This is a genomic window from Alteromonas sp. DY56-G5 (assembly GCF_041414725.1).
GTDB classification, from domain to species: domain Bacteria; phylum Pseudomonadota; class Gammaproteobacteria; order Enterobacterales; family Alteromonadaceae; genus Alteromonas; species Alteromonas macleodii.
Map to the genome: position 1 here is coordinate 97,376 of NZ_JANHZQ010000011.1, position 21,911 is coordinate 119,286.

Annotated in this window: 15 protein-coding genes, 1 tRNA gene and 1 pseudogene; 12 read left to right on the forward strand and 5 right to left on the reverse strand. The window is 45.8% G+C overall.

The features are described from left to right. Nucleotides 1-20 precede the first annotated feature (20 nt). A complete protein-coding gene (locus NO989_RS07935; protein WP_269350658.1) occupies nt 21-1,304 on the forward strand; it encodes a PotD/PotF family extracellular solute-binding protein in 1,284 nt (427 codons plus the stop codon). A 55-nt stretch (nt 1,305-1,359) separates the two neighbouring features. Further along, nucleotides 1,360-4,032: an ATP-binding protein gene (locus NO989_RS07940; protein WP_371342351.1), complete on the forward strand. Its 2,673-nt coding sequence runs from the start codon at nt 1,360-1,362 to the stop codon at nt 4,030-4,032. 212 nt (nt 4,033-4,244) lie between these two features. Here NO989_RS07940 and NO989_RS07945 read toward each other — a convergent pair whose 3' ends face one another. The 3 genes from NO989_RS07945 to pepA are packed head-to-tail and all read right to left on the reverse strand — an operon-like array spanning nt 4,245 to nt 8,989. Next, nucleotides 4,245-7,019, reverse strand: a complete 2,775-nt coding sequence (locus NO989_RS07945) for a valine--tRNA ligase (RefSeq protein ID WP_014980190.1) — start codon at nt 7,017-7,019, stop codon at nt 4,245-4,247. 35 nt (nt 7,020-7,054) lie between these two features. Then, nucleotides 7,055-7,477 carry a DNA polymerase III subunit chi gene (locus NO989_RS07950; RefSeq protein WP_371342352.1) on the reverse strand — a complete coding sequence of 141 codons (423 nt, stop codon included), beginning with the start codon at nt 7,475-7,477 and terminating at the stop codon, nt 7,055-7,057. Between the two features lie 6 nt (nt 7,478-7,483). After that, on the reverse strand, nt 7,484-8,989 hold the full coding sequence (pepA, locus tag NO989_RS07955; RefSeq protein ID WP_014999437.1) for a leucyl aminopeptidase: 1,506 nt from the start codon (nt 8,987-8,989) through the stop codon (nt 7,484-7,486). Nucleotides 8,990-9,252: 263 nt separating this feature from the next. Between pepA and lptF the strand changes: the two genes are divergently transcribed. Continuing rightward, nucleotides 9,253-10,353 (forward strand): LPS export ABC transporter permease LptF, encoded by a 1,101-nt coding sequence (gene lptF / locus NO989_RS07960; protein WP_049588260.1) that lies wholly within the window; start codon nt 9,253-9,255, stop codon nt 10,351-10,353. Next, nucleotides 10,354-11,415, forward strand: a complete 1,062-nt coding sequence (lptG, locus tag NO989_RS07965) for an LPS export ABC transporter permease LptG (RefSeq protein WP_014950604.1) — start codon at nt 10,354-10,356, stop codon at nt 11,413-11,415. It begins immediately after the preceding gene. Nucleotides 11,416-11,515: 100 nt separating this feature from the next. Here the strand turns inward: lptG and NO989_RS07970 are convergent, their stop codons facing one another. Continuing rightward, complete coding sequence (locus tag NO989_RS07970) at nt 11,516-12,100, reverse strand: RDD family protein (protein ID WP_014950605.1); 585 nt, start codon at nt 12,098-12,100, stop codon at nt 11,516-11,518. A gap of 175 nt (nt 12,101-12,275) precedes the next feature. On the opposite strand from NO989_RS07970, the pseudogene NO989_RS07975 reads away from it, so the two are divergent. From NO989_RS07975 to NO989_RS08010, 8 genes and pseudogenes are all read left to right on the forward strand, one after another. Further along, nucleotides 12,276-14,351, forward strand: a pseudogene (locus NO989_RS07975) (TonB-dependent receptor). A 152-nt stretch (nt 14,352-14,503) separates the two neighbouring features. Continuing rightward, nucleotides 14,504-15,037 carry a sigma-70 family RNA polymerase sigma factor gene (locus NO989_RS07980; RefSeq protein WP_156086877.1) on the forward strand — a complete coding sequence of 178 codons (534 nt, stop codon included), beginning with the start codon at nt 14,504-14,506 and terminating at the stop codon, nt 15,035-15,037. Beyond that, nucleotides 15,034-15,771 (forward strand): anti-sigma factor domain-containing protein, encoded by a 738-nt coding sequence (locus tag NO989_RS07985; protein ID WP_049588265.1) that lies wholly within the window; start codon nt 15,034-15,036, stop codon nt 15,769-15,771. Before NO989_RS07980 ends, NO989_RS07985 begins: the two co-directional genes overlap by 4 nt. A gap of 153 nt (nt 15,772-15,924) precedes the next feature. Beyond that, on the forward strand, nt 15,925-17,517 hold the full coding sequence (locus NO989_RS07990) for a DUF4331 domain-containing protein (RefSeq protein ID WP_239241163.1): 1,593 nt from the start codon (nt 15,925-15,927) through the stop codon (nt 17,515-17,517). 11 nt (nt 17,518-17,528) lie between these two features. Further along, the gene (locus NO989_RS07995) at nt 17,529-18,107 is read left to right on the forward strand and encodes an Ig-like domain-containing protein (protein WP_278345963.1); all 579 of its coding nucleotides are present in this window, start codon (nt 17,529-17,531) and stop codon (nt 18,105-18,107) included. A gap of 62 nt (nt 18,108-18,169) precedes the next feature. Then, nucleotides 18,170-19,240, forward strand: coding sequence for a hypothetical protein (locus tag NO989_RS08000; protein ID WP_239241161.1), 1,071 nt, complete (start codon nt 18,170-18,172; stop codon nt 19,238-19,240). A gap of 28 nt (nt 19,241-19,268) precedes the next feature. Further along, complete coding sequence (locus tag NO989_RS08005) at nt 19,269-20,366, forward strand: HupE/UreJ family protein (RefSeq protein WP_371342353.1); 1,098 nt, start codon at nt 19,269-19,271, stop codon at nt 20,364-20,366. A 160-nt stretch (nt 20,367-20,526) separates the two neighbouring features. After that, nucleotides 20,527-20,613 (forward strand) — tRNA-Leu (locus NO989_RS08010). Between the two features lie 429 nt (nt 20,614-21,042). Here the strand turns inward: NO989_RS08010 and NO989_RS08015 are convergent. Beyond that, nucleotides 21,043-21,864: an IclR family transcriptional regulator gene (locus tag NO989_RS08015; protein ID WP_069944862.1), complete on the reverse strand. Its 822-nt coding sequence runs from the start codon at nt 21,862-21,864 to the stop codon at nt 21,043-21,045. Nucleotides 21,865-21,911 lie beyond the last annotated feature (47 nt).

The window sequence follows — 21,911 nt, forward strand, 5'->3', positions numbered from 1 at the left end:
TTTACTATGGACGTACGTTAATGCCTTCAAACTCAGATAAAAACGTCGCTTCTTCTTTCCAGCGCCGTACCTTATTAAAGGGCGGTCTCGCCTTTGGCCTTACTGCGGGCATTACCCCTTTTTCAATCGGAAAAGAAAAACCGACGCTGCGCGTATTAGGCACTCATGTCACGCTTCAAGAAGCCATTCGTCAGCGCGCCATGGAAGACTTAGGCATTAATATTGAGTTCGAGCCGGGTGGCAGTGCAACCGTTCTTCAAAAGGCGTCGATGAACCCCACGTCATTCGACCTTTATGAGCAGTGGTCTAATAGCATTAATGTATTGTGGCGCGCTCATGCTATTCAGCCCATAGAGAAGAAACGCCTTCAGTATTGGGAAGAAATAAACGATTTAAGCAAAACTGGAAAACTTACCGAGAACGCGCGAATGGGCGCTGGCGACGCACCTCATAAAATTATTAACGTACAGGACGACGGCACTCTAGGCGCCAACCATACTGACACAATTAGTTTTTTACCTTATGTGCACAATGTTGACTCTTTTGGCTATGACACATCAAAGTTACCCAAAGAACTGCAAGGGCAAGAAGAAAGCTGGGGCTGGCTTTTAGACAGTCGCTATTCAGGAAAAGTGGGCATAGTTAACGACCCCACTATCGGACTTTTCGATTTAGCACTTGCCGCACAAGCTAAAGGATTCATTCAATTCCAAGATATCGGTGCCATGACCGAGTATGAGCTTGATGATTTGTTTAGCTTACTTATAGAGTTGAATCAGTTAAACCATTTCAATGGATTCTGGACCTCGGTCCCTGAATCTGTAGAGTTCATGAAAAGTGGACGGGTTGCAATCGAAAGCATGTTTTCGCCTGCGGTCTCTGCACTGAACGGTCAAGATATTCCGGTTACGTTTGCAGCTCCGAAAGAAGGCTATCGCGGATGGCACGGTGTAATGTGCATGTCCTCTGCCACACAAGGTAGAATAAAGGACGTGGCTTACGAATATATGAATTGGTGGCTGTCGGGGTGGCCTGGCGCATTTATTGCCAGACAGGGCTATTATATTTCCAACCCTAAACGTTCAGCTCAATATCTTTCAGACGCCGAATGGAATTACTGGTACAAAGGGCAAGTAGCATCAGAGCCGCTTAAAGGGCCCGACGGAAATATTAGTGTTAGACAAGGCGCCCAGCGCACTGGTGGGAGTTATGAAGAGCGTTTTAGTAATGTTGCCGTATGGAATACCGTTATGCCAACCTACGAATACAGTTTGCAGAAGTGGTACGAATTCATCACTGCATAATGTTGCGTTAAGTAAAAACTCATAACGTTAATGGAATAAGGCTTTTTTAGTTCACATGTTATCGTCAATTCGAATTCAGCTTATCACCGTGCTACTCGCTCTTATAGCGCTTATATTGGCACAGGGGTTTATTGCTAGAGAAAACCAAGAAGTCCTAAACAAAGGCGTGGCATCAGCGTCAAAGGCAGTAGTTGATGTTGCACTTGTTAAGGAACTTGAACGGGATGTGGTGGACTTACAGCGCAACGTGCTCATATTCAAAGAGAATGCGAGCAAATCAGCCATTACTCGCTTCAGTCGACTCATGGTGACTATTAACACCAAACTCGACAAGTTAGCCCTGGTAGACGAAGACAAGGAAATACAGGAAGACAACCATATCCTTTCAAGAATGAAGGAGCACCTTAACGCCTATCAGGAGAATTTTACTCAAGTTGTCGATGCGCGCTCTGAAAGGGATAACCTTATAGCAAGAGGCACCCTATCTGATATTACGTTACTGGAAAAGATATTGAGTGACGCTAAAACAAACGGAGATATCTCTGCTGCCTCTGAAGAACAGGCAAAGACGCTTCTTATTCGGGCAGAAAATGCGATGTTGAAATATCTGATGAAACCCGACATGGGTTTTATTCGAGCATTCAACGAAGCCGCAGATTCACTACGAAAATTAACGCTAACGAAAAATACTTCCCTTCAGGAAAGAGTGGAGCGATTGTCGGAAAAAATTAAAGCCGATTTCGTAAAGCTAACCCAGATAACCCAAGGTAATTTATTCTTGGTTAACGTAGTCATGGCGGGTTCTGCCAATGAATTCCTCTATTTAAGCGGTGAGCTGGCCAAGAAAGTAACCACAAACTCTGAAATTGCGACTCAACGCACCTACACACTGGCTGAAAGTACACAGCGTAACGGAGAGTTATTTTCTCTTGTTGCCATTCTACTCGCTCTCTCAGCAGCGCTGTTTGCCATGTTTCGCATATTGGGCCCTATCCGCTCTATCACTCAAGTTTTCAACAAGCTTGCCCAAGGCGTACAAATTTCCAATATTCCTGGCAGCAGCCGAAAAGATGAGATTGGCAAGCTAGCAAAAGCGGCGCTTGTTTTTAGTGATAAAAACCGAGAGACAGAAAAACTGCTAGATGAAGCAAGAACCATGAATTCGCAGCTTGAAAGCTTAAATAAAGCGATTACTGAGGCGAAAATAAAAGCGGAGCAAGCAACCGCGTCAAAGAGTATGTTTTTAGCCAATATGAGCCACGAAATACGTACGCCGATGAATGGCATTATCGGACTTATAGAACTGGCGCAACAGCAAGAGCTGTCCACTACTGTTAAAGGGTATCTCGACAAGGCGGCGTATTCTGGGCAAATATTATTGAGCGTAATTAACGATATTCTCGACTTCTCAAAAATTGAAGCGGGTAAATTGAAGATTGAGGAAGTGAGCTTTTCTTTGCATTCACTGTTCGACAACCTCATTGCAGTCATTGCACTACGCGCAAAAGAAAAGAACTTATCGGTGCACTTTACGGTAAACCCAAAGATACCTCCGCAAGTAATTGGCGACCCACTGCGTATTGCCCAAATAATTATGAATATAGGCAACAATGCTGTGAAGTTCACCGAGCAAGGGCGTATAGATATTGAGTTTGATGGCAACTTGAACGAAAAAGGGAACCTGTTAAACCTTACCATGCGAATCACCGATTCCGGCATAGGTATGAGTGCAGCCCAGCTAGATAGAATATTTAAGCCTTTCACTCAAGCAGACGGTTCAACCAACAGAAAATACGGCGGTACCGGACTAGGCCTTGCGATTGTAAGCCAGCTTACTGAACTTATGAACGGCCGCCTTGATGCCACTTCTACTATGGGAAAAGGCAGTACGTTTGAAGTTGAACTACCGCTGAAAGCATTTAAAAACCAACCAGGCGTGCTTGAACAAACACCTCAGCTACCTGTTGATAGCCTTTATATTACTGAAGCAGCATTGCTGCCTGCGGCTTATTGCAACCAGATACAGCTGCCGACTAAATCAACGCTATCAATAGAAGATGCCAAAAATATCGCCGCTTTACCTGAACATGTCATTGTAGATATCCATGAGTTCAGTGAATTCAGACAGAATATTGCTTGGTTAAACGCCTTGCTAGAAAAAGGGAAGTCGGTAGGCCTGGTAATGGAAAGTGCAGGCAGCGCGCTACAAGCTAAATATGACACGCTATGGAAAGGCCCACTTATCATGCATCCATTCACACCTGCGCAATTTGAGCGTTTTGTTCATCAGGTGATATCTAAAGATGCAAGTTATGATGGACATCATTTTAGTGAAGAAGCGGAAGCAACGTCGCTAGAAGGCCACGTTCTATTAGTGGAAGACAATAATATAAATCAACTCGTCACCGGAGAAATGCTTACCAATCTTGGGCTTACTTTCGATATTGCAGAAGACGGCAAGCAAGCCGTGCAAAAAGTAGAAAATGCCCCGCAGTACGACCTAATATTGATGGATGTACAAATGCCGGTGATGGACGGTTATGAGGCAACCACACAACTCCGCGAAAAAGGCTTTACTGGCGTACCTATTATCGGCCTTTCGGCCAATGCAATGAAGGAAGATAAACAAAGCGCGATAGACGCGGGTATGAACGACTATCTCACCAAGCCGATAAAGCAAAAATCATTGATAGGCATGTTAAAACAGTACTTAGGCAAACAGCGCTAAACGCGAACGTAAAGATAAGTTCTTATACCAATTCGCATAAATAATTGCCCGCTCAGTAGGCGCTGGCAAGCTTCCTAGCGAAGTGTGGGAATGCAGGAACGGCTTCGAACAAACGCGCTATGTATAGGGCCTGTTCAATTGCTAATAAAAAAGGGTTACCTTTCGGTAACCCTTCTAATTTGTATCGATCCCCCCCGTTTTAGGGGCTGCACTTAAAGCGCTTTAATGGTCTCGAACTGCTCTTTAAGTTTGGCTAGGGCTTTTTCACCCTCTTCCAACTTAGCCCGTTCCTTTTCAATTACCGCTTCTGGCGCATTACTTACGAACTTCTCATTACCCAACTTGCCACGAGTACGAGATACATCTTTCTCGATTTTCTCCATGGCTTTAGTAATACGAGCAAGCTCTGCGTCCTTGTCGATAAGCCCTGCCATTGGGATAAGAATTTCCATCTCGCCCACAAGCGCTGTTGCACTGGCTGGCGCTTCTTCACCGTCTTTTAATATAGTTACGGTTTCAAGCTTAGAAAGCTTATCGAGGAATGCCTTAGCCGCATCAAGACGACGCGCGTCTTCGTCGCTTACGTTTTTAAGTAGCGCATTAAGTGGTTTGTTTGGCGAGATATCCATTTCACCACGGATATTACGAATACCCACGATAAACTTCTTCACCCACTCGATATCAGCAAGTACTTTGTCGTCTTGTTTCGCTGCATCTACTTCAGGGAATGCCTGAACCATAATGCTTGCGCCCTCTTCCACTTTAAGTGCACTTAGTGGCACAACGCGCTGCCAAATAGTGTCGGTGATAAATGGCATGAGCGGATGCAACAAGCGAAGCAAGCTTTCAAGTACGTTAATAAGCGTATGACGTGTGCCGCGCTTTTCAGCTTCGGTGCTGGCGTCATTGTTAAGCACTGGCTTAGTAAGTTCTAGATACCAGTCACAGAACTGGTTCCAGGTGAACTCGTAAACGGTTTGCGCAGCAATGTCGAAACGGTAGTCTTCAAGCGCTTTTTCAAATTCAACCAGCGTTTGTTGGAACTTAGCCCAAATCCAGCGATCGGCCATGCTAAGTACCATTTCACCACCGTCGCGACCTGTATCGTGCTCTTCTGTGTTCATCAATACGAAACGCGATGCATTCCAAATTTTGTTACAGAAGTTGCGGTAGCCTTCAACACGGGCCATGTCAAAGTTGATATCGCGGCTGGTTGACGCCATAGCGGCAAAGGTAAAGCGCAATGCGTCTGTACCGTAGGCCTGAATACCATCAGGGAACTGTTTACGGGTACGCTTGGCAATCTTTTCAGCAAGCTGAGGCTGCATCATGCCCGCGGTGCGTTTAGTGACTAGCGACTCAATATCAATACCGTCTATCAAGTCGATTGGGTCGAGCACGTTGCCCTTCGACTTTGACATTTTATCACCGTTCTCATCGCGGATAAGGCCGGTAATATAAATATCTTTAAACGGAATCTTGCCAGTGAACTTCTTGGTCATCATGATCATTCTGGCAACCCAGAAGAAGATGATGTCAAAGCCAGTTACTAGCACTGAAGACGGTACAAAGGTTTCAAGATCTGGCGTTTCTTCTGGCCAGCCCATGGTCGCGAACGGCCATAGCGCACTTGAGAACCAGGTATCAAGAACATCGTCATCTTGTGAAAGGGTTACGTCACTGCCAAGGCCGTGCTTTTCGCGTACTTCTTCTTCGGTGCGGCCAACAAAAACGTTACCGTTTTCGTCGTACCACGCTGGAATGCGGTGTCCCCACCACAGCTGACGTGAAATACACCAGTCTTGAATGTTGTGCATCCACTGGTAGTAAGTCTTGTTCCAGTTCTCTGGCACAAAACGGATTTCGCCGCTTTCAACCGCTTCAATTGCAGGCTTAGCAAGAGACTCAACGGCTACATACCACTGGTCAGTTAGGTAGGGTTCAATTACCGCACCCGTTCTGTCGCCGCGCGGCACTTTAAGCTTGTGCGGCTCAATCTTAACCAATGCGCCTTGTGCGTCTAAATCAGCAACAATTTGCTTACGGGCGTCGAAGCGATCTAAACCGCGATACGCTTCTGGCGCTTCGTCGTTAATTTTCGCATCGTCGGTAAGAATGTTGATCATAGGCAAGTTATGACGCTTACCCATATCGTAGTCGTTAAAGTCGTGAGCAGGCGTGATTTTAACGCAACCTGTACCGAATTCTTGATCTACATAGTCATCGGCGATAACCGGAATCAAACGGCCAGTAATCGGTAGCTTAATTTCTTTGCCGATAAAGCCTTGATAACGCTCGTCATCTGGGTGTACCGCAACCGCGGTATCACCTAGCATAGTTTCAGGACGCGTTGTCGCAACCACTAGCTCACCGCTACCATCTGCAAGTGGGTAGCGCATGTGCCACATGTGGCCGTCTTCTTCTTCGTTTAGTACTTCAAGATCAGATACTGCAGTGTGAAGCACTGGATCCCAGTTAACCAAACGCTTACCGCGGTAAATAAGGCCTTCTTCGTGTAGTTTCACGAATACTTCAGTTACGGCTTTAGACAAGTCTTCGTCCATGGTGAACACTTCACGAGACCAGTCAGGAGACGTACCTAGACGGCGCATTTGACCGGTGATCGTACCGCCGCTGTGCTCTTTCCATTCCCATACTTTCTTGATGAAGTCTTCGCGACCTAAATCGTGGCGCGTCTTGCCTTCAGCGTTAAGTTGGCGTTCTACCACCATTTGGGTAGCAATACCGGCGTGGTCAGTACCCACTTGCCATAGCGTATTGTCGCCCTTCATGCGGTGATAACGGGTTAAGGCGTCCATAATGGTTTGTTGGAAACCATGGCCCATGTGAAGGCTACCGGTAACGTTTGGTGGCGGAAGCAAAATACAATAAGGGTCGCCGCTACCTGAAGCTTTAAATAAACCCGCCTCTTCCCATGACTTGTAGCATTGCTGCTCGATGGACTGCGGTTCGAAGGTTTTATCCATTACACACTCTCAAATTGAAGCTAAACGCGAATGACTTATGCAGATTTGAACTGCATGTTGCATCCAGCTTGCTGATAGTTTTTGTATCTTACCCGCGCGGCCTGTTTGGCGTTCTCGTCCACGGGTACAAAATCGATGATTTGACGATGCTGGTTGGGTAAAGGCACCATACCGGACCCCACATTAACCACCATTTGTCGTCTGGCTACCTGCTCTGGCCGCCAACAAATTTCCACCGGCGTTCCCGATTGTGGACCTTCACCATAAAGGTTATGGGGCACGAAGCGGTCAGCCGGTAGCTGCCACAACAATTCATCAACTTCTTCAGCTTGCGACTGTGTGTCACACAGCACGCTAATCTTTTGCTTATTAGCAAACGCTGAGGCAATAACTTCACTGGCGCGACCTGCCACGCCATTGTCACTGCTGGTAAGTTGATAAAATATCACTTGTGGCATGAATGATTAGTCCTCTAACTTGATATCAGCGCGGTTCATTAAGAACTGAGACAGCATAGGCACTGGACGGCCTGTTGCACCTTTGTTCTTACCACTGCGCCATGCCGTACCGGCAATATCAAGGTGAGCCCAGTTGTACTTCTTAGTGAAGCGCGACAAGAAACAACCTGCGGTGATTGAGCCAGCCGGGCGACCACCTAGGTTCGTCATGTCGGCAAATGGGCTTTCAAGCTGCTCTTGGTAATCGTCCCACAGCGGTAAACGCCATGCGCGATCTGAGCTTTGCTCTGATGCATTAAGTAGTTCGTGAGCAAGCGGGTTATGCGTGCTCATTACAGCTGTCGCATGGTGACCAAGTGCGATAATTGCTGCGCCAGTTAACGTGGCTACGTCAATCACTAGCTCTGGCTCAAAACGCTCTACGTAAGTTAGCGCATCACACAATACCAAACGGCCTTCCGCATCAGTGTTTAGCACTTCAACGGTTTGACCCGACATAGTCGTTAGAATGTCACCCGGGCGGTACGCTTTGCCATCTGGCATGTTTTCACAGCCTGCCAATACGCCAATAACGTTAATGGGCAGATTCAGCGCCGCGATAGTGTGCATAGTACCCAGTACGCCGGCAGCCCCCCCCATGTCGTACTTCATTTCATCCATGGCTTCGCCTGGCTTAATTGAAATGCCGCCTGAATCGAACGTAAGGCCTTTACCTACAAGTACAATTGGGGCTTGATCAGCTGGGCCACCGCGATGATGCATAATACTCATCATACTTTCGTTGTCTGAACCACGGCCAACAGCCAAATACGCTTGCATACCAAGCTCGGCCATTTGGGTTTCATCAACGACTTCAGCGGTTACGCTGTCGTACTGGCTGGCAAGCTCCTGCGCTTGCTGCCACAGATACGCTGGGTTACAGATGTTTGGCGGCATGTTAGCCACGTCTTTGGTCACTTTCGCACCGCGAGCAACCGCTAAACCGTGTTCAACTGCACGTTCACCCACAGTAAGTTCACGGCGTGTTGGTACGTTAAATACAATTTTACGCAGTGGGCGACGTGGTTCGCCTTTCTTGGTTTTAAGCTGCATAAAGGTGTAAAGCGTGTCTTCAGTTGCTTCTACTGCCTGACGTACTTTCCAGTAGGTATCGCGACCTTTAACGTGAAGTTCGGTAAGGAAACATACCGCTTCCATTGAGCCTGTTTCATTCAATGTTTGAATGGTTTTGGCAATAATGTTTTTGTACTGACGCTCGTCTAATTCGCGCTCTTTACCACAACCGACTAGAAGCACGCGCTCGCTTAGTACATTTGGCACATTGTGTAGCAACAACATTTGGCCGGCTTTACCTTCAAGGTCGCCACGGCGTAACAAGTTGCTGATATAACCTTCACTGATTTCGTCTAGCTGTTCAGCCACTGCCGTTAGGCGGCGCGGCTCGAAGACACCCACAACAATACATGCGCTGCGTTGCTTTTCAGGACTGCCACTTTTTACACTAAACTCCACGATATCACCTCGCTTTTCGTCGTTTATGGTTTGCACGATGACTAAAATCACGTAACGTTTCGCGCTGCTTTATGTTTTAATACGCAGCATAACTTTTTAGTTCGCTGCAATTTACGCTTAAAGACCTATTGAATATAGGTTAAATTTGCGTCAAAACACCATGCAAACGGTTTATGATTGCAGGCAAAACTTGTAAAAACGGTAAGTTTAAACAAAATTGTGCTTTCTTTCACTAAAATTCCTAATTTTCCGGAAGGGCTGAGATGCTGATATTCCGCTATTTACTTAAGGAAACGCTGAAATCTCAGTTAGCGATTTTCTTTATCCTAATGGCAATTTTTGTCACCTTGCGATTTGTGCGCGTTTTGGGCGACGCCTCAGACGGTGATATTCCCGCTGGGCTAGTGCTTGGCTTCCTAGGTTTATATGCCCCTATCCTCTCTTCACTAGTGCTGCCTATCAGCGCCTATTTGGGCATTATGCTGGCACATGGCAGGCTGTATGTAGACAGTGAAATGACCGTAATGCGAGCCTGTGGTATCAGTGAATGGTATGTAACGCGGGTAATGCTGTTCTTGTCTGTACTTATCATGATAGTCACAGGCGCAATTACCCTTTATTTCGCGCCAATGGCTGCAGAGAACGAATATCAGCTGCGAGAAAAAGCCAGAAATGAGGCGGGAATATCAGCGTTAATGCCAGGTAGATTCCAGCAAACCGGTAACGAAAAAGCGGTTATTTTTGTGCACGATGTAGACAACAACGATAAGCTACAACGTGTGTTTTTATCGCAAAATCAAACAGACGATAGCGAAGGCGACGTGCGCGTTGTGTATGCGCAAACTGGAGAAGTGGCTAATAACCCTGACGGCACGCGAAACCTTGTATTGAAAGAAGGGGTACAGTACGAAGGAAAGCAATCTGAAAAGGCTTTCCGCAAAGTAGAATTTGACGAATACCAAATTCAGATTGCCGATAAACCTGCTGACGAAACTCGTCGTAAGGTAAGTGTACTGCCTACTAACGAACTGTGGGAAGACGACAGTATTGAAGCCAGAGCAGAGCTTCAGTGGCGTATTGCCATACCGCTTTCCATTCCATTTTTAGTACTGATTGCTGTGCCGCTAAGCGCAGTCGACCCGCGTCAGGGCCGCTTTGGTAAAATGTTCCCTGCCATCCTGCTTTACTTGGGATACTTCTTGCTGCTACTGGCAAGTAGACGAGTGTTAGAAGACGGCAAAATGCCACCTCAGCTTGGCTTATGGTGGGTGCACACCATCATGCTGATAATTGGTGTCATGTTAATTGTGCGAGACAGAAAAACCGGCACTGAGCTTCGCGCTTGGATATTGGGGAAAAAGTAGATGTTTAAGATCCTCGATTTATATATCGCCCGTACGCTGTTAGGCACTATTACCGTTACGCTTAGTGTACTTATTGGCTTAAGCGCACTTATTAAATTTGTAGAACAGCTGCGAAAAATTGGCGAAGGCGACTATGACATGCTGGTCGCTTTTATCTACGTATTGCTAAGCTTGGCTCGCGACTTAGAGCAGTTCTTCCCTATGGCAACATTGCTAGGCGGCCTTATTGGTATGGGCGTACTGGCTAGCAATAGCGAATTGGTAGTGATGCAAGCCGCAGGTATGAGCCGCTGGAACATCATAAACTCAGCCATGAAGTCGACCCTTGTAATGATCTTATTAGTGATGGCCGTTGGCGAGTGGGTAACCCCGTACAGTGAAACCAAGGCAAAACAGATAAGAACTGAAGCTATTTCAGGCGGTAGTTTATTTTCTTCCGATAAGCTGGTGTGGGCAAAGGATGGCGACCGATTTGTAAGCATAGGTCAGGTGTTAAGCCAAGACTCTCTCAAAGATGTGAGCATATTTAGCTTTAACCCTGACTTGTCGCTAGAGAGCATTACTCACGCTAAAAATGGGGCCTTCGACGGCGACGGTTGGTGGCTAAGCGACGTTGAAGTAACCAAGTTTACTGAAACGAATGTTACGGTAGATGAAAATAACCGCATGCGTTGGAATTCAACACTGACACCAGACAAACTAGGCATTGTTGCGGTTAAGCCAGAGGCTTTATCTATTACTGGGCTGCTGGATTACGTGAACTACCTAGAAAATAACGATCAAGACCCTTCTCGTTATCAACTCGCCTTGTGGCGCAAGGTATTCCAACCTATTTCGGTAGGCGTAATGCTGTTAATGGCATTGTCGTTCATCTTTGGCCCGCTGCGTAGCGTTACAATGGGCGCTCGCGTGATCATGGGCGTACTGACAGGCTTCGGTTTCTTTATTCTTAACGAAGTATTTGGGCCAGTGAGTTTAGTCTATCAGCTGCCACCATTCCTTGGCGCCTTACTGCCTAGCTTACTGTTTGCGGCCATTGCAGGGGTAATGTTGAGGCGTTGATCAAGCTATCACACTCGTCTGATTCAACAGTCAAAACTAATAAAAAAGAGGCCTTACAGCCTCTTTTTTTTCCGATTCTTTAGCGTCTTACAAGGCATCTTTACCAGCTCTTGTGGTCGTTCGCTTCTTTGGTCAACTTTAGCACTTCGGTCTTTGCCAGTCGGTCTTGCAGTGATTGTTTATTTTTAAAATCAAACAAAACAAGTAAGGTGCCTAGACCACCTAACGATGCTATTAGGCGAATGAACAAGCGTGGCCAGGTCATTGGCTCTTCAACCGTGCTGTAAATTCGCAAACGCCATGCACGCATGCCTAGGGTTTGCCCGCCCCTGCGCCAGAACCACAAGAAAAACCCAGCTATCCACAAGCCCACCCACGTTTGAATAAGCAGCTTATAAACAAAAGAGGCCTGAATCAGATCGGCAGGTTCAGCATAGCCTTGTAGGTCAAGCGCGCCATTTTTCAGCATAACCACCAGCGTTACGATCATGACCATGGCCGCACACATCCCTACGGCAGTGGCTACTAGTGTATCGTAAATCATTGCCAACAATCGTCGCACAAACCCCGCCCGCTCAAGCGATGAACTGTCTGATTCTGAGTTGGGCGCGTTTTTATCATCCTTCGTTTTTAGAGGGTTTGATGATGGGGACTTCTTCTTGGCTTTTCTGTCGTGTCTCGCCACGGGCTTCTCTTCACTTCATTAACAACAGCGTTTATTTTGACACAAGCACCAGATAGCTTAAACAACATAAGCCTTAGTTAACGGCATTTAATAATGCAATAGGCAAAGAAAAATGATTTCCACCTTTTTGCATCCATTAACCATTGTTAATCGTTATTGCTATTACAAACGGATAATGGACGTAAATACGGTGACAGCAAAAACTCTGGTAACAACACTTCTCGCTAGCTCATTTTCGCTTGGTATGGGCGCTGCAATGGCGTTAGACGACCCCGAAGGTGATATTGAGCATATTCGAGTACGTAGTGACTCATCTGTAAAAGACGGAGAGTTTATCTCGGCTTCGCAGGGATGGGTGTCTGGTGACACCTTGATTGAACGCCCAATGTTGCGCGCCGGTGAAATACTCGAATTCATCCCAGGCATGATGGTGACCCAACACAGCGGCTCGGGTAAAGCCAACCAGTACTTTTTGCGTGGATTTAACCTAGACCATGGCACTGATTTCACGGTGAGTGTAGACGGTATGCCAGTGAATATGCGAAGCCACGGACACGGTCAAGGCTACAGTGACCTTAACTTTATTATCCCCGAATTTATTGACAACCTTAGCTATTTCAAAGGCACCTATTACGCCAACATAGGCGATTTTTCTAGCGCTGGCGGTGCGTTCTTCAACTTGCGAGACTCCCTTGAACAGAATCAATTGTTTTTAGGCCTAGGTGAATATGGATTCAAGCGCGCTGTCGCATTAAACCATTTTGAGGCTGGAGAGAGCCGTGTCGTTACCGCCTTTGAATATCAAACCTATGACGGCCCGTGGACTGACGTAGACGAAGACGTAAAAAAGAAGAACGTCCATATTCGTTATATTACGCCTTTGTTAAACGGCCAACTCGCCATTACAGGAATGGCCTACGATAATAGCTGGAACGGTGCTGACCAAGTACCTGAGCGCTCTATTGAAAGCGGCTTAATAGACCGTCTTGGCTCTATCGATACCCAAGTTGGCGGTGAATTCTCTCGGTATAGTTTATCTACAAACTACACCAGTGATACATGGAATGCTTCGCTTTATGTCATAGATACCGAACTTAGTTTGTTCTCTAATTTTACCTATTTCCTTGATAATCCTGAGCGTGGCGATCAGTTCGAACAAGCTGACGACAGAAAAATATACGGTGGCGAGATATTCACTACCCTGCCCTTGGCAATAACAAACGGGAGCAGTATTACCCTAGGTGGCCAGTGGCGTTTCGACGATATCGATAATGTGGGGTTGTATCGCACCCAAAACTTAACCCGCTTTGGCACTATCCGAGAAGACGAAATAGACAGTAACAGCTATGCACTTTTTGCCCAGTCAAACATTGTGCTAAGTGACGCATTGAGCCTTTCATTAGGAGGTAGATACGATTACTTAGATGTAGACGTTACCAGCAATCTTGGTGCTAATTCAGGAAGCGAAAGTGACGATTTATTTACCCTTAAAGCAGGCTTGAAGTACAGTGTATCAGACCAACTTACCGCATTTGCCAACGTTGGGCAGGGCTTTCATTCCAACGATGCACGGGGAGCCACCATTAATATAGACCCGGTAAGTGGTGACGCTACCGAAGCAGCTCCATTATTGGTAAAGAGCCTTGGCTATTAAGCGGGCGTTAACTATACCGATAATAAAACCTATAACCTATCTGCTGCCCTGTGGCGCTTAGAACTTGATAGCGAGCTGGTATATGTTGGTGATGCAGGCTTTACTGAGGCTAGTCGTCCCTCCGAGCGACACGGCATTGAAGTGAGTGCCTACTACTGGATAAGCCATCACCTAACAACAGACATTGAAGCTGCGTGGACCAAGGCACGATTTAGCGACAGCGTTGAAGGCGAAGGCCGTCACATTGATGGCACCGTGCCAGGTGTGGTGAGTGCAGGACTAACCTACTATCAAAGAAGTAACCAACTGGGGTTCAGCTATACCCTACGAGGCCGCTACTTAAGTTCTCGCACCGTAGAAAGCTTCGATGAAATTTCACCGCCGTCAACATTTTTAGTGAATGCTCAAGTTGCCTATCGCCAGCCAACATGGGACATAACATTAGAAATGCTCAACGCCTTAGACAGTGACGATCACGATATAGATTACTTTTACGCATCTAGACTTCTTGGTGAGTCAGAGGAAGGGGTTGAGGATTTACATTATCACCCTGTCGAGCCGAGAAATGTGCGCCTTACCTTTTCAATAAAGTATTAATACATAAACGCTTTACTGTTTGGGGGGCTGTCTATTGATTAGGTAACCATTCAGGCAGTTGTATATAAAACATGCTACTTTAAGAAGTAGCCGCCAAATAGTTAGAGCAATAAACAAATGGCCGCACTACAACGATAAAAATAGGAGCAACAATGGAACACGAAACTCTGTTTCCTCTGCTGTGTAAAACCGCAGACGGCGACAAAAAAGCGTTCGCAGAGCTTTATAAGATAACAAGTCCACAGCTCTACGCTGTTGCTTTAAAGCTTTTGAAACGCCCTGAACTCGCTGACGAAGCCACACAAGACGCCTATATAAAAATTTGGCATAACGCCGGTAATTATCAACGAGGCAAAGGTACGGTACTTACCTGGATGGTCAGTATAGCTCGCTATCGTGCGCTCGATTTAATCCGCTATCACAACGTAAGAAATGAAGTCGAATTAAATGATGACGCACCGTCAGGTATGGAAACCACACAATCAATAAAGTTAGAGGCAGAGCAAGCAAAGTTGGCCTCTTGTTTAGATGAACTTGATGGACCGCAGCGTCAGGCTATCCAATTAGCCTATGTGAATGGCATGTCGCATCAAGAGGTGGTAACTCACTTGGCGTCACCACTTGGAACCATTAAAAGCTGGATAAGACGAGGCTTGCAAAGCTTGCAGAGGTGCCTATCACTATGAATTATTTAAAAGAAGAGCGATTAAACGCCCTCGCCGCTGAATATGTAGTTGGAACGCTGCGCGGCAAAGCGCGTACGCGCTATCAAAAGTTAATGATGCAGTATCAGGCTGTTAGCGATGCAACCGCACAATGGGAGCAATACCTTACTGGATTTGCTGAAACCTTGCCTCCGGTGACACCACCTGACAGCGTGTGGGAGAGCATACAAGTGAAGCTTGGCCACAAAGCGGCCAATGATACAGAGTTTGTCGGTCAGACTACTAATAGTATACCCAGTAGCGACAATGTAGTTGATCTTGAAAAAGAAAAGCAGAAACGCTGGAAGAACTTATCGTTCATATCCACAGCTGCTGCATTGGTGTTAGCCGTATTGCTTTTCCTGATGCAACCTGTGCCTACCCCAGAGGTTTCCCATATTGCCGTAGTCAATAATGCTGATAACACGCCATTGTGGGTAATAGAAGTATCTGACACAACCATGAATGTTAAGGTCACCGATGCATTTGTGGCGTTAGCAGACAAAGACTATGAGCTTTGGATGGTGCCGGCAAACGGCGAAGCACCAATTTCTCTCGGCTTGATGCCTGAAGTTAATGGCGACACGCGCGCGACACCAGATATCTTGCTAGATCAAAGTATCGCGGCGTTAGCAGTGAGCTTAGAAGCACCAGGCGGCTCGGTAACAGGCGCACCAACGGAAGTGCTATATATAGCGCCGATTGTTTCCGTGTAATTTTACGCACAAAGCAGCACACCAAAAGGCCACGAAACGTGGCCTTTTACTTTTTATAAAAACTTTATTTTAATTTTTTAAATATTTTTGCATCTAAGGTGAAACCTCAGTCGTTTGGTCTCTTGAACTCATAAAAAAGCAGAGAGACTCGACATGATCCAATTCAAACGCAAAACTTTGTCACTGGCTGTCGCCGTGACATGTGCAGCCGTAACTGCTGGCGCAATAGCGTCAAGTCACCGAGAAGCACCTAATATCACTCGCCACCCAGCGTTAGATAGCACCGACTTTTATGCTTTCAATAGCTATGAACAAGGCCGTGAAGATTATGTGACTTTCATAGCAAATTATATTCCACTGCAAGATGCCTATGGTGGCCCTAACTACTTTGCAATGGACCCGAATGCGCACTACGCGATTCATATTGATAGCGATGGCGACGCGGTTGAAGACTTAAGCTTTGTTTTTAAGTTTAACAATATGCTTGCTGCCGATAACGAAGGTATCGCCTTGCCTATAGGCCCTGAAGGCGAACAGAAAATGGTGAAAGTACCGCTTAAAAATGTAGGCGGTATCAGCGCAGACGATTCAAGCGCAGCAAACTTCTCGGAAATGTACAGCCTTACTATGGTGAGTGGCGACATGCAGACAGGCACGCGCACTACTCTTAATCCCGCCATGGGCGATATGTTTAAAAAGCCGCTTGATTACATTGGTAATAAAACCTTTACCAGTGAAGCGGAATACGTACGCTATGCTGAAAGCTTTATTTATTCGTTCAGCATCCCTGGGTGCGATGACATGGCCAAAGTGTTTGTTGGTCAGCGTAAAGACCCCTTCGTTGTTAACTTGGGCAAAACATTCGACCTGGTAAATTATGTACCTGTTGAGGGCGACAGCGCACCGGGCGCAGGCGATGGTGAAGGTTTTCCTGGCGGTATAACGCAAAGTGCCATGAATGATGACTTAGCCGATAAAAACGTGACAGCGTTATCTATTGAAGTACCTAAGGCGTGTGTTACAGGTGAAGGTAATGGCGTAATTGGTAGTTGGACCACGGCAAGCTTGCCGCAAGCGCGTATCCTAAACCCAGATGCTACTTTTGCGAAACCTGAGACTAATGGTGGTGCGATGACTCAAGTGTCTCGTTTAGGTAGCCCGCTAGTAAATGAGCTTGTTATCGGTATTGGCGATAAAGACAAATTCTCTACTTCTCATCCAAGTGCAGACGGTCAATTCGCTGATTATGTAACCCACCCTTCTTTACCAGAACTACTGAACATTCTGTTTAAAGATGCAGTGAATACTACGCTGGGTACGGATATTGAGACCCTTGCGCCGACGAATTTCCCGCGTATGGACTTAGTAACAGCGTTCCTTACAGGTTTCCCTGGCGTTAACCAGCAAGCAACTGTAACAGCATCAGAAATGCTGCGCCTAAACACAGGGATCCCAGCAACGCCAGCCGAATCGCAGTCAGCATTTGGTGTGGCAGGCGATGACTTAGCAGGATTCCCGAACGGTCGCCGCCCAGGTGATGACGTGGTTGATATTGCCCTTCGCGTTGTTATGGGCCGTTTGTGTTATCCCATCCCGGTAGCAGGTGAAGATACAGACCTTGGCCTTTGTACACCAGAGGACGCCAGCGTAGGTAATGTACCTTTCACTGATGGTGCACCTGTAGATGCAAGCATGATTGATTCATCGTTTCCTTACCTAAAAACACCACTTGCTGGCTCTGAATAAGGAGACCCATCATGTCTATGAAGATTAGGTTATTTAACAAGAATCCAAATGCCCCCGCGTTTGTTAAGTCGGGTCAAGCCCCTTTGCAGAAACATAAGTTGTGGGTCATTTCTGGATTGGTGCTAGCGCTAACTGGTTGTTTCGATAGTGATGACGATAACGATTATCAAGCGCCAGAAGAAAATGCAGCGCCCGTAGCCATTGATGAAATGCTAACGACGCAAGCAGATATTGCGTTTGATGGCACGTTGACAGCAACCGATGACGATGGTGATGCACTTACCTTCGGGCTTGGTGAAAACGGTACGTTAGGTAATGCAGAAGTTAATGCTGATGGCAGCTTTACCTACACACCTAACGCTCAGGTAACAGGTAGCGATAGCTTCACATTCACCGTTTCTGACGGCGTAAATCCAGAAGTTACCGCTACTGTTAGCGTTACGATTGAGGCACAGCAGGTATCGTTCTCTAGCTATACCCGTGACGCCTTTAATCAAGCACCAACCGATGAACCTCTGCCAATTAACGGGCGCGAGTTCACCCAAGATGCTGACGACACCACGTTCGATGATTTATTGATTGGTCAATAACGAGCGGTCAGTACACAGTGTCAACCGTAAAGCCAAGGACGGCTTTTATAAAGGAAGTTCTGATGAAGTTGATGAGAAGCAGTACTCTCATACTCCCTATAATGAGCGTATTGTCAGCCCTAACAGTCTGTTCGGTATCTGCTCAGTCTGAAAAATTCAATTATGATACCGTCATCGCAACGTGGCAGCCTAGGCAGCTATCCATAGCAAGTATCGACGAAGCGGAAAAAATTTTAACTTCAAGTAGATACCTTCAAGCAAAAGGTGATGAGAGAGAGCGTATTGTTAGGTTCACGAACATAATGCGACAAAAATTCGATTCGCTGAACGCAGGTCAAAAAGAGCGTTTAGTTGTTTTAGAAGCTCGACTACTTCAAGGCATTCATAAGTTCGAACAAGCCAAGCAACATCTCAATCAAATAGCCCGCTTTCGCTCTCCAGCTGCACAGTTATTGTTGGCAGATATAAACGTTCAGCAAGGTAACGCTAAAAAGGCGAAAGAAAACTGTGAAAAGCTGGTAGGGCAAACAAGTTTTTTAATCGCTTTCACGTGTATGGTTAACGCCGATTTTTCACAAAATAAAGACGTAAAATTTTTGAAAAAGCTTAGCGCTTTTGAGACCTACACGAGTACAGTGAGACCTGCGGAGCGCCAGTGGTTTTATGAAGTACTCGCAGACATGTCGCTTCAACTTGGTAACGCTGAAGCCGCGCTTGAGCATTTGTCACAAACAGAATTCAAAAAGCTACCTATAAGCGCAATGTTAGTTTGGGCCGACGCACATTTTGCGTTGAATAACTATAAGGCAGTGAGTTCTGGGTTTAGCAACTCCGTTCCCGATATATTGACAGCCGACGATGGCTTGCTACTTAAATGGGCCATTGCGGAACGAGCGCAAGGTATTGTGCGCTCTGAAGTACAAACTCAACTTGCTAAGAACATGGAAATTCGAGTGTGGCGAGAAGACAGTTCTCACGCCGCACAGGTCGCCACTTACTTTTTAGAGATTGAGCCCAATTACCCACTGGCGCTTAAATTTGCCGAAATAAACTGGCAATACGCACAGTCATTAGATGACAAAAACCTCCTAGAGCGCGCTCGCCGTGCTAATGAAGTATCGACCAATGCTTAAAGTTCTCCCGCCCTTCAGTAAACGAGTCATGATTAGATTTATCACACTTTTCATCTTTGCCGCCTTCAGCGTTTTCACGCATTCACACGAACTGAGTAACGGCTACTTAACGCTTAAAAACGATTCAAATAACACTTTGTCTGGCGAGCTTTTGCTAAAGCCTGAAGATATAGGACAAGCAGCAGGACTGGATAGTAATAACGACGGTAAATTGACCTGGGGGGAAGTTAACAGAAACCATAATATGGCGAAATACTATATTCAAAATCACTTAGTGATTCGCGGTAGCGAAACACGATGCTCTGTTTCTGTTGCTGCCCCCTCCATTAAGAATATATCTGCAGAGTCATTACTGGTATACCCGCTGTCGGTAAACTGCGTATATGTAAACGAAGTATCGATACAATACACTGGCATAGTTAGCGATTTTCCCACCCACAAGCTACTCACAACGGTAACGTTAAACGATCACACACGTGTTTATGTACTAAGCGATGAACGCTCTTTTATCACTGCTTCTGCTACAGGAAACAGCTGGATTTCGCAGTTTGGGGAGATGGTTTATCAGGGAATTTGGCACATTTTCATTGGGCTAGACCATATACTGTTTTTGGTTGCTACGTTGCTCACCGTTAATCTTTACAGGGAGAATAAGAGCTGGGTGAAAGAGCAAAGCAAAAGGCACATTATAAAAAGTACGGTGATATTAGTAAGCACGTTTACGTTAGCGCACTCGATTACATTAACTGCCACAGCACTGGATTTTATTACGCTAGATAGCCGTATTGTTGAGCTAGGCATTGCTATATCAGTGGCTATAACTGCGCTTAACAATGTGTACCCTATCATCATGCGTTTAGGATTTATTACCTTTGGGTTCGGCCTACTCCATGGAATGGGATTTGCGAGCGTGTTTGGCGACCTTAATGCCCAGTCGGGCAGCTTGGTAATGAATGTATTCGCTTTTAATATAGGGGTAGAGCTGGGTCAACTTGCCATAGTCACGCTGCTATTGCCCTTACTTATCTTACTTAGAAACGTAAGGTTATATTCAAAAGCCATAATGCCAATTGCATCGTCAGTAATCGCGGTAGTAGCGATTAATTGGACGCTTCAGCGTTGGTAAAAGTGTGCGTTCTGTTGATTAATAGGAAATAGATAAAGCAAAATACGCTTTTGAACAATCTTTCGGCACTTAATCACAAAAAGCTTAAAAAGTTGTTGTATAGGCGCGCCGCATCGCTATAATGCCATGCATCAACACCACGTTGATAACCATACACAATGCCAGTGTGATGGAATTGGTAGACATGACGGATTCAAAATCCGTTGCTAGCGATAGCGTGGCGGTTCAAGTCCGCCCACTGGTACCATCTCTTCTTTTTGAAGTAGATACTGAAACCGGCTCTACCCCATAAACGGGGGATCAGCATTCATCTCACTCTGTTGATAACACCATCCCATCCACAATGGGTCATCACTCTTATTCGATAAACCGACCTTTGAGTCGGTTTTTCTTTTTTGATTTCACTAGTTTCAATGAATGATAATTTATCAAACTCATCTCATAACTGAACCCAAGTTTTAAGTCCCTTTATCTTTTTCGTTTGCATGCTCCTTTTGGCTCAGATATCTACCTTCTAGGACAAATGCTAATTTTAAGAGCGGTATTATTAGCGCATTGAATAAATGTAGTTGGAGTATTAGTGTACACCACTTCTACAAAGTCACACATGCATAACTTCATGTCTAAAAAAGCCAAGTTGGGAGTAAAGCCGTTTTTTTATCATTAAAGGCTGAACTTAAAAAGAGTAACATTCTGAGGTTGCTCTAAGCTGTCCAGATATCTTACGGGTAGCTTCATTACTAGCCTTTTTCACGGCTTGTACATATATACTTTTTGCATTAACTGGGGTTTCCTTGCTGTTGCCCACCAAGCTAATAACAGTGCTTACCGAACCATCTAAACTAAAAATAGGTGCACTTACAACATTAATGTCTGGCAAGAAATCTTCTTTAAAACAACACAAGTTGCTTTTTTTTATTTCTTCTAGCAATTCGTAGAACATCGCTTTTTTTATAGGCTTACCCATGTAGCGTGGCATAGGTGCAGGGGAATCGTAGTAGTGTTCAACTAGCGTCTTACATCGCAGTTTAGGTAGGTGGGATAAGAAAATACGCCCAGCGGCAGAGGTAAATGGCGACAACTCTGAGCCCAAACGAATATTCACCGCCAAAAAGTGACTAGAGTCTAACCACTTTATCACTAACGGTACATCACCATTCCAAATGGTTACAGTAATGGTTTTATCTAATTCTTGGTGTAGCTTGTCTGCATATTCAAAGGCCACTTGAACGGGGTTTGAATGTTTTAGTGCCGACATCCCCAAGCGAATACTGCTGTTTGAAAGCATGTATTTGGCATTGTCTAATTGCGACACATAGCCAAGCTTGGTCAAGCTAACCAAGTATTTATGAAGCCGACTGGGGCTCATTTTTGCCAGCTCAGATAACTTGGTTAGCGAGATAGGGCCGCTGTGCTCAGAGATTAACTCTAATACCTCAAGCCCTAGTTCAAGAGAGCCAATGCCTTTTCGGGTTGCAATTGCTTTGTCGTCATCCATTGTGTTGCTGCCTCTTCATCCAAGTGGGCGTCATGCTACCCCAGCTT

What these genes read in the sequence shown, in the direction of transcription:
- NO989_RS07990 (WP_239241163.1), top strand. Translation starts at nt 15,925, where the DNA reads ATGATCCAATTCAAACGCAAAACTTTGTCACTGGCTGTCGCCGTGACA.
- NO989_RS07945 (WP_014980190.1), bottom strand. Translation starts at nt 7,019, where the DNA reads ATGGATAAAACCTTCGAACCGCAGTCCATCGAGCAGCAATGCTACAAG.
- NO989_RS07985 (WP_049588265.1), top strand. Translation starts at nt 15,034, where the DNA reads ATGAATTATTTAAAAGAAGAGCGATTAAACGCCCTCGCCGCTGAATAT.
- NO989_RS07995 (WP_278345963.1), top strand. Translation starts at nt 17,529, where the DNA reads ATGTCTATGAAGATTAGGTTATTTAACAAGAATCCAAATGCCCCCGCG.
- NO989_RS08000 (WP_239241161.1), top strand. Translation starts at nt 18,170, where the DNA reads ATGAAGTTGATGAGAAGCAGTACTCTCATACTCCCTATAATGAGCGTA.
- NO989_RS07950 (WP_371342352.1), bottom strand. Translation starts at nt 7,477, where the DNA reads ATGCCACAAGTGATATTTTATCAACTTACCAGCAGTGACAATGGCGTG.
- NO989_RS08015 (WP_069944862.1), bottom strand. Translation starts at nt 21,864, where the DNA reads ATGGATGACGACAAAGCAATTGCAACCCGAAAAGGCATTGGCTCTCTT.
- NO989_RS07940 (WP_371342351.1), top strand. Translation starts at nt 1,360, where the DNA reads ATGTTATCGTCAATTCGAATTCAGCTTATCACCGTGCTACTCGCTCTT.
- lptG (WP_014950604.1), top strand. Translation starts at nt 10,354, where the DNA reads ATGTTTAAGATCCTCGATTTATATATCGCCCGTACGCTGTTAGGCACT.
- NO989_RS07935 (WP_269350658.1), top strand. Translation starts at nt 21, where the DNA reads ATGCCTTCAAACTCAGATAAAAACGTCGCTTCTTCTTTCCAGCGCCGT.
- NO989_RS08005 (WP_371342353.1), top strand. Translation starts at nt 19,269, where the DNA reads ATGATTAGATTTATCACACTTTTCATCTTTGCCGCCTTCAGCGTTTTC.
- NO989_RS07980 (WP_156086877.1), top strand. Translation starts at nt 14,504, where the DNA reads ATGGAACACGAAACTCTGTTTCCTCTGCTGTGTAAAACCGCAGACGGC.
- lptF (WP_049588260.1), top strand. Translation starts at nt 9,253, where the DNA reads ATGCTGATATTCCGCTATTTACTTAAGGAAACGCTGAAATCTCAGTTA.